This is a genomic window from Mycobacterium kubicae (genome assembly GCF_015689175.1).
Lineage (GTDB): Bacteria > Actinomycetota > Actinomycetes > Mycobacteriales > Mycobacteriaceae > Mycobacterium > Mycobacterium kubicae.
On record NZ_CP065047.1, the window covers coordinates 5,825,652 to 5,839,434 of the forward strand.

At 68.5% G+C, this 13,783-nt stretch carries 7 protein-coding genes; 2 read left to right on the top strand and 5 right to left on the bottom strand.

Annotated elements, in window-relative coordinates; all coding sequences use genetic code 11:
- Window positions 1-81: 81 nt before the first annotated feature.
- Both I2456_RS28835 and I2456_RS27410 read left to right on the top strand, forming a co-directional pair.
- Window positions 82-594, top strand: a complete 513-nt coding sequence (locus tag I2456_RS28835) for a hypothetical protein (protein ID WP_068034543.1) — start codon at window positions 82-84, stop codon at window positions 592-594.
- Window positions 595-629: 35 nt separating this feature from the next.
- The gene (locus tag I2456_RS27410; protein ID WP_085074901.1) at window positions 630-2,447 is read left to right on the top strand and encodes an acyl-CoA dehydrogenase family protein; all 1,818 of its coding nucleotides are present in this window, start codon (window positions 630-632) and stop codon (window positions 2,445-2,447) included.
- 39 nt (window positions 2,448-2,486) lie between these two features.
- On the opposite strand, the gene I2456_RS27415 is transcribed toward I2456_RS27410, so the two are convergent.
- From I2456_RS27415 to I2456_RS27435, 5 genes are all read right to left on the bottom strand, one after another.
- Complete coding sequence (locus I2456_RS27415; RefSeq protein ID WP_068157654.1) at window positions 2,487-4,058, bottom strand: acyl-CoA carboxylase subunit beta; 1,572 nt, start codon at window positions 4,056-4,058, stop codon at window positions 2,487-2,489.
- Between the two features lie 11 nt (window positions 4,059-4,069).
- Window positions 4,070-9,493 carry a polyketide synthase Pks13 gene (gene pks13 / locus I2456_RS27420; RefSeq protein WP_085074900.1) on the bottom strand — a complete coding sequence of 1,808 codons (5,424 nt, stop codon included), beginning with the start codon at window positions 9,491-9,493 and terminating at the stop codon, window positions 4,070-4,072.
- Between the two features lie 11 nt (window positions 9,494-9,504).
- Window positions 9,505-11,403, bottom strand: a complete 1,899-nt coding sequence (gene fadD32 / locus I2456_RS27425; RefSeq protein WP_068157863.1) for a long-chain-fatty-acid--AMP ligase FadD32 — start codon at window positions 11,401-11,403, stop codon at window positions 9,505-9,507.
- Between the two features lie 244 nt (window positions 11,404-11,647).
- Entirely contained in the window at window positions 11,648-12,661 is a 1,014-nt protein-coding gene (culp6, locus tag I2456_RS27430; protein ID WP_085074899.1) for a carboxylesterase Culp6, read from the bottom strand.
- A gap of 180 nt (window positions 12,662-12,841) precedes the next feature.
- A complete protein-coding gene (locus tag I2456_RS27435; RefSeq protein ID WP_085074953.1) occupies window positions 12,842-13,741 on the bottom strand; it encodes an esterase family protein in 900 nt (299 codons plus the stop codon).
- Window positions 13,742-13,783 lie beyond the last annotated feature (42 nt).

Consider the following 13,783-nt stretch of genomic DNA (forward strand, 5'->3'; position numbering starts at 1 on the left):
CCGTTGATGTTTCCTGACGGGCCCATGTGGTTAATCTCACGTTTCGTCAGTACTCGATCAACGATGAAGTGGGTGCGGCAGATGCGCGGACTGAAACGGATGGGCAAACTCGCCGTCGCGACCGCTATGGCGGCGTGTCTGGGCACGTGGGACGCGGGTTTCGCGACCGCGGCACCGGACGGCAGCGCCACCCGAGTCGCCCTTCGTAGTGTGCTGCGACATTGCGACTACGGAGCGTCCAGTGTTGCGCCCCAGATCCGAGCCCCTGCTCTGGGCGGCGGCATGGCCATGGTGCGCACCGCGGGCTCGTCGGTGATTGCCGATGTCCACTTGATTGTGCAGAACCAGCCGGGCACCCGCTACGACGTCGGGTTGATCCAGGCGCCGCTGCCCTCGTCGGTCACCTGTGGGCCCGGTGATCCGGGCACCGCCTTCACCAGCTTGGTCACCGACGAGTCCGGCCAGGGCAACGCGACCGTCACCGCGCCCATTCGACCGGGCCAGACCGGGACCTGGATCTGGATCGCACGTCCCGCGGAGAATTCGCAGAACCCGGCCGAGGTGTACACGTCGGACTTCGTGGTGCCGGTATAGCTGTTTTGAGCTCGCGGCTGTAATACGGTCGCGTCATGGGTGAGTACGACCCGCACTACGGGTTCGAGGCCGTCGACCGGCTACCGTTCTCGACTCCGGAGAAGGCACAGCGTTACCGCACGGAGAACTATCAGGGCGCCACCGGCCTCAACTGGTATCGCACCGATCCGACGCTGCAGTTCATCATGTCCTACTACCTGCCGCCCGACGAATTGGCCGTCGCCGAGCCACATCTGGTGCGTATCGGGGAACTGATGGGCGGCCCGGTCACCCGCTGGGCCGAGGAGACCGACCGCAACCCGCCGTACCTGGAGCGCTACGACCGGTGGGGCCACGATGTCAGCCGGGTGGTCATGCCGGCCTCGTTCACCCAATCCAAGCGCGCCGTGCTCGATGCGCAGCAGGAGCTGCGAGAGGAGGCGCATCGGGCCGGTTTTCGCGCGTCGCTGCCGCTGTTCGCGTCGAACTATCTGCTCAACCAGGCCGACATCGGGCTGGCGTGCGCACTGGGCACCGGCGGCAACATGGTCCGCGCGCTGGTCAGCGCCTTCGCCCCGACCGACGTGCGGGACTACGTGCTGGCCAAGCTCGACTCCGGCGAGTGGGAGGGCGAAGCGGCACAGCTGATGACCGAACGCACCGGCGGCTCGGACCTCGGCGCGATCGAAACCACCGCCACACCGCACGGCGATGCCTGGCTGCTCAACGGCTTCAAGTGGTTCGCCTCCAATTGCGCCGGCGAGGCGTTCATCGCCCTGGCCAAGCCCGAGGGGGCGCCCGACTCCAGCCGGGGCGTGGCCAGCTTCCTGGTGCTGCGCACGCGCCGCGACGGTTCCCGCAACGGTGTGCGGATCCGCCGGCTCAAGGACAAGCTCGGCACCCGCTCGGTGGCCTCCGGTGAGATCGAGCTGGTCGACGCCGAGGCGTTCCTGCTCTCCGGTGCACCCCAGGGTGAAGCCGGCCCGTCCGACGGCAAGGGCCTGGGCCGGATGATGGAGCTGACCAACCGGCTGCGGCTGGGTATTGCGGCCTTCGCGCTGGGCAATGCCCGCCGGGCGCTGGTCGAGTCGTTGTGCTATACCCGGCAACGCCAGGCCTTCGGCGGCGCGCTGATCGACAAGCCCCTGGTGCGGCGCAAGCTGGCCGAGCTGATCGTCGACGTCGAAGCCACCCAGGCGATGGTGTTCGACGGGATCGGCTTCCCGAACCACCGTCAGCCCAAAGCCATCCGGCAACGCATCGCCGTGCCGGTGACCAAGCTCAAGGTGTGCCGGCTGGGGATCACCGCGGCGTCGGACGCGATCGAGCTGCACGGCGGCAACGGTTACATCGAGACCTGGCCGGTTGCCCGGCTACTGCGCGACGCGCAGGTCAACACCATCTGGGAAGGCTCGGACAACATCTTGTCGCTGGACGTGCGCCGCGGTATCGAACAGTCCCGCGCCCACGAACCACTGCTGGCGCGGATGCGCGACGCGGTGTCGGTGTCCCACGACGACGACACCACCGGGCTGGTCGCCGGGCGCATCGAAGATCTCGACGCGGCGATCACCGCATGGTCGAAGCTGGACGGCGACATCGCCGAGGCGCGGTTGCTGCCGCTGGCCCAGTTCATGGGCGACGTCTATGCGGGCGCGCTGCTCACCGAGCAGGCGGCCTGGGAGCGGGAAACCCGCGGCACCGACCGTAAGGCGCTGGTCGCTCGCCTGTACGCGCGGCGCTACCTCGCCGACCCGGGGCCGTTGCGCGGCATCGACGCGGACACCGACGAGGCGTTGGAGCGCTTCGACGAGCTGGTCGCGGGCGCGCTGTGCCTCGACGAGCAGACGCAGAATCGCGCTAATCCGTCGTAACGGACGCGATTCTGTGTCTGCTCGCGCCCAAACGACGACCTAGACCGGGATCAGGCCGTGCTTGCGGCCCACCCGCCACCACTGCTGCTTGTCTCGCAGCAGGTGCATGGACCGGCGGATGAGCAGCCGGGTTTGGTGCGGATCGATCACCGCGTCGATGAATCCGCGCTCGGCGGCGGTCCACGGGATCGCCATATTGAGGTTGTAGCCCTCGATGAAGTCCTTCTTGATCTGCTGCGCCTCGGGCGTGGTGGGGTCCGGGAAGCGCTTCATCAGCAACTGCGCGGCTCCCTCGGCGCCGATCACCGCGATGCGCGCGGTGGGCCAGGCGTAGTTGAAGTCGGCCGTCAGCTGCCGCGAGCCCATCACCGCGTACGCGCCGCCGTAGGACTTGCGGATGGTGATCGTCACCTTCGGCACGTCGGCCTCGACCACGGAGTACAGGAACCGGCCGCCGCGCTTGATGATGCCCCGCTTCTCCTCCTCGGCACCGGGCAGGAAACCGGGGGTGTCCACCACGAACACCAGCGGGATCTGGAACGAATCGCAGAACCTGATGAACCGCGCGGCCTTGTCGGAGGCCTCGTTGTCGATCGCCCCGGACATGTGCATCGGCTGGTTGGCGATCACGCCGACCGGGCGCCCGTCGACCCGGGCATACCCGGTGATGATCGACGGGCCGTGCTGCGCGGCGACTTCCAGGAAGTCGCCGTCGTCGAAGATGCGCAGCAAGATCTCGTGCATGTCGTAGGCCGCGTTGTCGGAGTCCGGCACGATCGAGTCCAGTTCCAGGTCGGTCGGGGTGACCTCCGGTTCCAGCCCAGGATTGATGACCGGCGGCGTGCTGAAGCAGTTGGACGGCAGAAACGACAGGAATTCCCGCACGTACTGGAACGCCTCGGCTTCCGAGTCCACCACGTGGTGGATGTTGCCGTAGCGGGCTTGGGCGTCGGAGCCGCCGAGTTCGTCGAGGGTGACCTCTTCGCCGGTGACTTCGCGGATCACGTCGGGACCGGTGACGAAGAAGTAGCCCTGGTCGCGCACCGAAACCAGCAAGTCGTCCTGGATCGGCGAATAGACCGCGCCCCCAGCGCATTTGCCGAAGATCAGGGAGATCTGCGGCACCACTCCCGATAGCGCCTCATGACGTTGGCCCAGCTCGGCGTACCACGCCAGCGAGGTGACCGCATCCTGGATGCGAGCCCCACCGGAGTCCTGGATACCGACGATCGGGCAGCCGACCATCGCGCACCACTCCATCAGCCGGGCGACCTTGCGGCCGAACATCTCCCCGACCGAACCCTGGAACACCGTCTGGTCGTGGGAGAACACCCCGACCGGGCGGCCGTCGATCAGCGCGTGTCCGGTGACCACGCCGTCGCCGTACAGCGCATTGGGGTCACCGGGGGTCTTGCACAGCGCACCGATCTCGAAGAAGCTGCCCGGGTCGACCAGCGCATGCACGCGGGCCCGGGCACTCGGGATGCCCTTCTTGTCGCGTTTGGCGGCGGCCTTCTCGCCACCCGGCTCCTTGGCCAGCTCCAAGCGAGCGCGTAGCTCGGCCAGCTTCTCAGCTGTCGTGTGGGCGCGAGACGGCTCTACGGCTGTCACTGGTTGCCTACCTAACTTTTGACGTGTCCGGCTGCTGCCTCGGCCTCAACCTGTGCCAACGCTTGGGTCATGTGTGCCCCCACCTTGGAGATGATCGGCTCGTCGATGGCCTGGATGTGCTCGCCACCGATCGGCACGACCTCGAGGTCGGAGACGTACTCGCCCCAGCCGCCGTCCGGTTGGCGAACGGCGTACCGCGGCTCGAACATGATCGCGTCGTCATGGTATCGATCGGCCATGTAGAGGGTGACATGCCCGTCGTAGGGCTGGATCTGCGCGGTGTCGATGGCGCGGTTGTCCAGGTACGACGTGCGCTGGTGTTCGATGATCCCGGCCGGGATCTCCACCCCGCTCTGACTGACCGCCTCCAGCACGAACCGGACCTGGCCTTCGTCGTCGAGCTGCTCGAGATGCTCGTAAGGGATCTCGGGAATGGTGACGTTGAAGGTCTTCTCGGCGAACCGCGCGTAGCGCTCCCAGCGCTTGCGGATCTCCTCCTTGGTCTGCGGGATCTCCTCACCCGCACGCACGGCGTCGATCAGCCCGACGAACCGGACGTCCTTGCCCAGCCGCTTGAGCCCGATCGCGCATGCGTAGGCCAGCACCCCGCCCAGCGACCAGCCCACCAGGATGTAGGGCCCGTCGCCCTGCATCTCGATCAGCTTCGGCACGTACTGCTCGGCACGCTCTTCGATCGTGCCTTCGACCCGCTCGAAGCCGTACATCGGCGTGTCCGCGGGCAGCCGGCTCAGCAGCGGCTCGTACACCACCGTCGACCCACCCGCCGGGTGGAAGACGAAAACGGGAATCTTCGAGCTGCCCTCTTGCCGGGGCCGCAGGGTGCGGACGAACCCGTCGACCACACCGGCCTCGAGGTAGCCGCGCACCTTGTCGGCCAACTCCTCGATGTTCTTCGACGTCAGCACGTCCTCGGCGGTGATGGGTCCTTCGGCGCGCTCGGATAGCCGCTGCGCCATCTTGGTGGCGGTGGCCTCGTCCACCTTGGGCAGCGGGTTGAAGATGCCGCCGGCGGACTTGCCGGTGACGATCGCCCAGGTGGCGAACGTGACCCGCTCGGCGGCGTCGCGCGGGGGCACGTCGGAGTTCAGCGCTTTGGCGACGGCTTCGGAGTTGAGCGCCTCGGCGGCACCCTTCAGATCCGCGGTGCCGTTGCGCTGCTCGGCGCTGCCGTTGGAGCCCGCGGGGCCGCGTGGGTCCGTCGGCGGTGGCGGAATCGGGATGTCCGACGCCGGCGGCGCGGCGGACTGCTCCTGCGGCTCGGCTTGGGTCTCCGGCTCGGCCTGCGGATCCGGGGCGGGCGCCACCAGCGAAGCCGCCGATGCGCCGCTGACCAACTCGGCCTGGGCCCGGGCGATCTCCTCGGCCGTCTGCGTCTTCTGGTGCTCGTGCAGCTGCTGCACCTCGTCCCGGTGCTCGACCGCGTACTCGATCAGCTTCTCGACGTTGTAGAGGTTGGCGTCGCGCACCGCGGTCAGCTGAATCGGCGGCAGGTCGAAGTCGTACTCCACGCGGTTCTTGATCCGCACCGCCATCAGCGAGTCCAGGCCGAGTTCGATCAGCGGCACCTCCCACGGCAGGTCCTCGGGCTCGTAGCCCATGGCGGAGCCGACGATCAGGCCCAGGCGCTCGGCGATGGTCTCGCCCGAGTCCGGCGACCATTTGCCCATGCTGGCCGAGAAATACCGGTTGGTCAGGCTGTCGGTCAGGGTCTCGGCGGCGGGGTCCTCGGCGGGCTGCTCTGGCGCCGCCGGAGCCGGGGTGGCCACCGCCGGAGTGGCAACAGCCGTACCGGCGCCGACCGCGGTCGGCAGCACCGACTGCTGACCCGCCCGGGTCACCAGCGCGTCGTAGACCAGCGTGAACGACTCGTCGATGCGGGCGTGCACCTGCACCGAGGCACCACCGGGGTGGCGAGTCATCGTCGTCACCAACCGGGCGCCCTCGCCGGGCACCGCACGCTGCTCGGCGGCGGTCAGCTGCGCATCGGACAACACCTGTTCGGCGGCGGCCCGCACCAGCGCGGCCAGGTCCGTCTGGCCGTCCCGCGGCGCATACTCCCAGACGTGGCGACCGTCCGGCAGCGCGACGTGGGTACCGGGCATGATCACCGCGGCGTCGCCGGCGAAGTGCGCGTCCAGCCAGTGTTCTTTGCGCTTGAACCGGGTCGGCGGGATGTTCGCGTAGTCCTCGGGTCCCTGGGCGCGGGTGAACAGCGTCCGGATGTCCAGGTCGTGGCCGTAGACGAAGAGCTGAGCCATGGTGGAGACCATCGACTCGACCTCGTCTTGCTTGCGGGCCAGCGTCGGGATCAGCTGGGCATCGTGTAACCCGGCCGCCGCCGTGGTCAGACCCACCTGCATCAGCGCCACCGGGTTGGGCGCGAGTTCGACGAAGGTGGTGTGCCCACTGTCGACGGCGTTGCGGATGCCGTGGGTGAAGTAGACGCTGTGGCGCAGCCCCTTCTTCCAGTAGTCGACGTCGTGGATGGGCTCGCTGCCCGGCTTGATGTAGCGGCCCTCGTGCACGGTCGAGTAGATGCCGGCGGTCGGGCTCATCGGCTTGATGCCCTGCAGTTCGGCGGCCAGTTCGCCGAGCAGCGGGTCCATCTGGGTGGTGTGGCTGGCGCCCTTGGTCTGGAATTTGCGGGCGAACTTGCCCTCGGATTCCGCGCGGGCGATGATCGCGTCCACCTGCTCGGGCGGGCCGCCGATGACGGTCTGGGTGGGGGCGGCGTAGACGCACACTTCCAGGTCCGGGAAGTCGGCGAACACCGTCTTGATCTCTTCGGCGGAGTATTCGACCAGCGCCATCAGCCGGATGTACTCGCCGAACAGCATCGCCTCGCCCTCACCCATCAGGTGCGAGCGCGAGCAGATGGTGCGCGTGGCGTCCTGCAGCGAGAGGCCGCCGGCGAAGTACGCCGACGCGGCCTCGCCCAGGGACTGGCCGACCACGGCGGCGGGTTTGGCGCCGTGGTGCTTGAGCAGCTCACCGAGCGCGATCTGGATCGCGAAGATGGTGACCTGCGTGGTCTCGATGCCGTAGTCCTGCGAGTCGTCCAGGATCAGCTCGAGCACCGAATAACCCAGCTCGTCCTGGACCAGCGCGTCGACCTTCTCGATCCACTCGGCGAAGACTTCGTTGCGCAGGTAAAGGCTCTTGCCCATCTTGCGGTGCTGGGCGCCGAAGCCGGCCAGCACCCACACCGGGCCGTTGGTCACCGGCCCGTCGGTGCTGAACACCCCGGGCCGCTGCTTGCCCTCGGCGATCGCGCGCAGACCCTTGATCGCCTCCTCGTGGTCGTGCGCCAGCACGATGGCACGCGAACGGCCGTGGTTGCGCCGCGACAGCGCCCGGCCGATCGACTCCAGCGACGACGCCTGCCCCTCGGGGCTCTCCATCCAGTCGGCCAACTCCGCGGCGGCGGCCTTCTTGCGGGAGGTCAGGAACGCCGAGACGGCCAGCGCAATGACCGGCGGGGCCGGCTCTTGGGCGGCGAGTTCCTCGAGCGCGGCGGCCTTGAGCCGCAGCGCCTCCTCGGTGACGCCGGGCAGCTCGTACTGCTCTTCCTCGGCGACCAGGTCGTCGGTGATGATCTCGCCGAACTCGTCGAACCGCAGCGAGTGCGCTTGGCCCTCGGCCAGGTCGGCGCCGGCGGACACCACCGGGACCTGCGGGGCGGCCGGCTCGTCCTGCGGCTCGGGCTCCCGCTCGATCACGTCACGTGGCAGGACCTCGCGCACCACCAGGTGCGCGTTGGCGCCGCCGAAGCCGAAGCTCGACACCCCGGCCAGCGCATAACCGCCGTAGCGCGGCCAATCGGTGGCCTGGTCGACGACCTTCAGCCGCATCGCGTCGAAGTCGATGTACGGGCTGGGCCCCGCGTAGTTGATCGACGGCGGCAACTTGTCGTGCTGCAGCGCCAGCACCACCTTGGCCATGCTGGCCGCGCCGGCCGCCGACTCCAGGTGGCCGACATTGGTCTTGACCGCGCCCAGCAGGGCCGGACGATCCGCGGGACGCCCCCGGCCGACGACGCGGCCCAGCGCCTCGGCCTCGATCGGGTCACCCAGGACGGTCCCGGTGCCGTGCGCCTCGATGTAGTCCACGGTGCGCGGGTCGATGCCGGCGTCCTTGTAGGCCCGGCGCAGCACGTCGGCCTGCGCGTCCTGGTTGGGCGCGATCAGACCGTTGGACCGCCCGTCGTGGTTGACCGCGCTGCCGGCGATGACGGCCAGGATCTGGTCACCGTCGCGGCGGGCGTCGTCGACGCGCTTGAGGACCAGCATGCCGCCGCCCTCGGAGCGGGTGTAGCCGTCGGCGTCGGAGGAGAACGACTTGATCCGGCCGTCGGGTGAGAGCACCTGGCCGATCTCGTCGAAGCCCAACGTCACCACCGGGGTGATCAGCGCGTTGACCCCACCGGCGACCGCGACGTCGGCTTCGCCGTTGCGCAGCGCCTGCACGGCCTGGTGGATGGCGACCAGCGAGCTGGAGCAGGCGGTGTCGACGGCGACCGACGGACCGCGGAAGTCGTAGAAGTACGACACCCGGTTGGCGATGATGGAGGTCGCGGTGCCGGTGATGGCGTACGGGTGCGCGACGGTCGGGTCGGACACCGCCAGGAAGCTGTAGTCGTTGTTGGAGACGCCGACGTACACGCCGACGGACTCGCCGCGCAGGCTGGACGCGGGGATGCGGGCGTGCTCGAGCGCCTCCCAGGTCAGCTCCAGCGCCATCCGCTGCTGCGGGTCGATGTTGTCGGCTTCGGTCTTGGCGACGGCGAAGAACTCGGAGTCGAAGCCCTTGATGTCCTTCAGGTAGCCGCCGCGGGTGCGCGCGGAGTTGATGCGCGCGGCCAGCCGCGGCTCTTCGAGGAACTCCGACCAGCGGCCCTCGGGCAGGTCGGTGATCGCGTCGCGGCCTTCCAGCAGCGCCTGCCACGTCTCGTCGGGGGTGTTCATGTCGCCGGGCAGGCGGGTGGACAGGCCGACGATCGCGATGTCGACGCGTTCGGCCGGGCCCTTGCGGGACCAGTCGGCGTCGTCGAAGCTGCCGTCGTCGACTCGTTCCGGCTCACCTTCGATGATTCGGGTGGCCAGCGACTCGATGGTCGGATGCTGGAACGCCACCGCGACCGACAGCGTGACGCCGGTCAGATCTTCGATGTCGGCGGCCATCGCCACCGCGTCGCGCGACGACAGGCCCAGCTCCACCATGGGCACCGACTCGTCGATCTTGTCCGGGGACTGGCCGGTGGCCTTGCCCACCCAGTTGCGCAGCCACTCGCGCATCTCGGGGACCGTCGTTATGCGCCGCTTCTCCGCATCGCTTCGCTCTGCATCGTCGCCGGCGCGCATCTCGGTCTTCTTGGCGGGTGCGTTCTCCTGAGGATCAGCGTCTGTATCAGCCATGGTGGTGGGTTCTAGCTCGATTCGGTAGCGAAGGCAGTCGGCGATCCGATGCCGCTGCGCAGGCTGCCGTCGATGTAGGCGGCACGGCACGCGCGGCGGCCGATCTTTCCACTGGAGGTACGGGGAATCGTTCCGGCCTGCACCAGCAGCAGGTCACGGACGGTGACGCCGTGGCGCACCGCGATGGCGGCCCGGATGTCGTCGGCGATGGGTTGGTAGTCGAGCTTGTGCGTTCCGGCGGCCCGCTCGGCCACGATCACCAGCTGCTCGGAGGTGTCCTCGGCGTCGTAGTTCAGCCCGGTGTGCGGGTTGTCGAACACCACCTGCGGCAATTGGTTGGCCGGGACGGAGAAGGCCGCCACATAGCCGGTCCGCAGCGCCCGGCTGGCTTCCTGCGCCGAGTACTCGAGGTCCTGCGGGTAGTGGTTGCGGCCGTCGATGATGACCAGGTCCTTGATGCGGCCCGCAATATAGAGGTGGCCCTTGTAGTAAGTGCCGTAGTCACCGGTGCGCACCCACAGCCCGTCGTCGGCGGCGCCTTCGGCGTGCGACTGGCTGATCCGCGACTTGAGGATGTTCTTGAAGGTCTCGGAGGTCTCGGCCTCCTTCCCCCAGTAGCCGGTGCCCAGGTTCTGTCCGTGCAACCAGATCTCGCCGATGTGGCCGTCCGGCAACTCGCTGGCCGTGTCGGGGTCGACGATGACCGCCCACTCGTCGACGCCGATGACGCCGGCCGACACCTGCGCGACGGCATTGGGGGCATCGGCGGGCACCTCGACGAAGCGTTGGTTGTTGAGCTCGTCGCGGTCGACATGGATGATCGTCGGCGCCTCGTCCATCGGCGTGGTGGAGACGAACAGCGTCGCCTCGGCCAGACCGTAGGACGGCTTGATCGCCGTCTCGCGCAGACCGTAGGGCGCGAAGGCGTCGTAGAACTTGCGCATCGAGGCCGGCGACACCGGCTCGCTGCCGTTGAGGATGGCCTTGACGTTGCTCAGGTCCAGCGGCGGCTCGCCGTCCTTGGGCACGCCACGCAGCGCGGCGTGCTCGAAGGCGAAGTTCGGCGCGACGGTGAACACCTCGGTGTCCGGGCCGTCCTCGGGCTTGCGGGCCATCTCCCGGATCCACCGGCCGGGGCGGCGCACGAACGCGGCCGGCGTCATGAAGGTGAAGTTGTGGCCGAGCACCGGCGACAGCAGTGCGGTGATCAGACCCATGTCGTGGAAGAACGGCAGCCAGGACAGGCCGCGGTCACCTTCCTTGCCCTCGAGTCCGACCAGCACCTGCAGCACGTTGGTGGGCAGGTTCAGGTGGGTGATCTGCACACCGGTGGGCGTGCGGGTGGAGCCCGACGTGTACTGCAGGTAGGCGATGGTGTCCTGGTTGGCTTGCGGCTCTTCCCAGGTGGAGGCGACCTCGTTGGGCACCGCGTCGACGGCGATGATGCGCGGGCGCTCCTTGGCCGAGCGGCTGCGGATGAACTTGCGCACCCCTTCGGCGGCGTCGGTGGTGGTCAGGATCGTGGTCGGGGTGCAGTCGTCGAGCACGGCGTGCAACCGGCCGACGTGGCCAGGCTCGCCCGGGTCGAACAGCGGCACGGCGATGCGGCCGGAGTACAGGGTGCCGAAGAAGGAGATGAGGTAGTCCAGGTTCTGCGGGCAGAGGATGGCGATGCGGTCACCGGGCTGGGTCACCTGCTGCAGCCGGGCGCCGACGGCGCGGTTGCGCGCCCCGAAGTCCGCCCAGGAGATGTCGCGGGCCACGCCGTCGCGCTCGGTGGAGAAGTCGATGAACCGGTAGGCCAGCTTGTCGCCACGGACCCTCGCCCACTTCTCAACGTGCTTGACCAGGTTCGTGTTGTCCGGGAACCTGATCTTTCCATTCACGATGAATGGGTTGTGGTACGCCATGCCGCTCTCTCCTGTCAGAACATCTCTGGTCGCCGGCTATACCGACATCTACTTCTACGCGCGGCCGCCCCGACCGGCGCTCTCCCACGTGAGCGTCCGTCGTTGCCTACCTCGACCCGACCGGGCCAACCACATGCTCTTAAAAGTCTCTTAATGTTAAGGGGCCGTGCGCGGCACACCAAATCACAAGGTACCGCCGTTTGAGTGACAATCGCCGCAGCCGAGGCTGTGTCTGACTGCTTGGTCAACCGTGTTTGGGGTGCGGCGCCTTGTCCACCTGACCGTGGGCCCAATTCAACGTCCATTCCGTGGCTGACTGCCCATCCGAACTCCAGAAATCCGGCGTGGCATACATCGCGTGGACCGGCTGTCCGGCGCCGCCGGCCAAGGTGTTCAACGTGGTCGGCAGGTTGGCCGGGCTGAACGCTTCGCGCGGTGCGGCGCAGATCAGATCGCCCTGCGCGCAGATCTCGTTGGTCCGCGCGTTGAGGTCCCCGAAGCCGCCCGGTCGCGCGCCGGTCATGGTCAACCCCAACCCGGACAGCACCGGCACCTCGTGCAAGGTGATCTCGGCGCCTTCACCGGGCGGGTTGGGCGGGATCAAGTTGCCCACGCCCTGCTGGCGACGGCCGTCGGCGATCACCGTCACGCCCAGCACGAGATCCTCGTCGACGGGTCCGCGGCCGTTGCCGATGTCACTGGCGACGTCGCCGGCGATCACCGCCCCTTGGGAGAACCCGACGATCACGTAACTGGTCAAGGGGCACTTATTGTTCATATCCGTCATGGCCTGGACCGTCGCCCGGGTGCCTTCGGCGCGGCTGTCGTTGTAGCTCATCTGGTTGTCGGCGGACAGCGGATTACGGAACTGCGCGGTGTAGGGCACGGTGTAGGTCTGCACCCGCGACGATCCGAATTGCTGACCGATCGGTCCGGTCACATTGAGCAGCAGCGCCCGGGGAAACTGCGTCGGGTTGAGCGGATCGTCGGTCGGCGACGACTCCCAGGTGCCGGGCACCGAGACCAGCTGCACGTCCGGGCACGAAGCGTCCTGCGAGGCCGGCCGCGGCTTGTGCGGATGCGAGGTGGTGGGCCCTGGGGTCAGCACACCGGGCGGCACCGCGCTGGGCGGCGCGTCCTTGTGGCGCAGCAACATCACCCCGGCCACGATGACCAGGGCCACGACCAGGGCCATCGCACCGGCCGCGGACCACGCCAGAATTCGGTGGCGTCTGCGACGACGCGCGGTCTTGGCCATCTTCTCCTGCCAGCAGCGTTGGAGGTCCGTCGGTACGGTCCCGTGTGCGAATACCGGTGGGCATCGGTAACGCGCACCGTCGCGCCCTACTCACCCGCGCAACAAAGTGACGCCTCTGCTGCTCGATCTACACCGTACCGGCTCGCCGGAGCACGGCCTCCGCGCTGCGGCCGCTGGGGCTCAGCGGATGGCGCCGACGATGTCGCCCGACATGGCGCCCAGCTGGGCCGACCAGGAACCCCAGCCGTTGTCGCCGCCGCCCAAGTCGAAGTGACCGTTGTGTCCGCCGACGCTGCGATATTGCTGGTAGAAGGTGCGGCTGTTGCCCATCGCGGCGCTCGCGGCACCCATCATGGCGGCGGCGTCTCCGGCGTCGGTGGTCGGGCTGTAGACCCACACCCGGGTGTTGTTCTGCGCCAGCAGCGCGGCGTGCACCCACGGGTCGTGCCACTTCCACCGGCCCAGCTGTGGGGCTCCCCACATGCCGTTGCCGTCGACGCCGCCGAACTGCTGCAGGCCGGCCAGGATGGCGCCGTTGGTGAAGGTTTCCGACGGGTACAAGAACCCGGACAGCGACCCGGCGTAGCCGAACCGGTCGGGGTGGAAGGTGGCCAGCGCCATGGCGCCGTAACCGCCCTGGGAAGCCCCCACGGCGGCGTGACCGCCGGGCGCCAGGCCCTTGTTGGCGGCCAGCCAGTCAGGCAGCTCGCTGGACAGGAAGGTGTCCCACTGCTTGCTGCCGTCCTGCTCCCAGTTGGTGTACATGCTGAACGCGCCACCGGCGGGCGCCACCACCGAGATGCCCTTGCCGGCCAACGTGTTCATCGCGTTGCCGGCGGTGACCCAGTTGCTGACGTCGGGGGCGGCGTTGGCCGCGTCCAGCAGGTAGACCGCGTGCGGGCCGCCGGGCAGGAATGCGACGGGGATGTCGCGGCCCATCGCTCCCGACGGCACCATTAGCGTCTCGTACGGGGCGGCCTGGGACTTCCCCACCGACCCTACGGTCGCGGTGATACCGCCCAAAGCGATTGACAGCACGGCAACGCAGAGCAGCCGCACCAGGACCGACAGACGCCTCATGTCCACCTCCATGTGTATCGCGGCCTCCCCGGCCCGCAACGT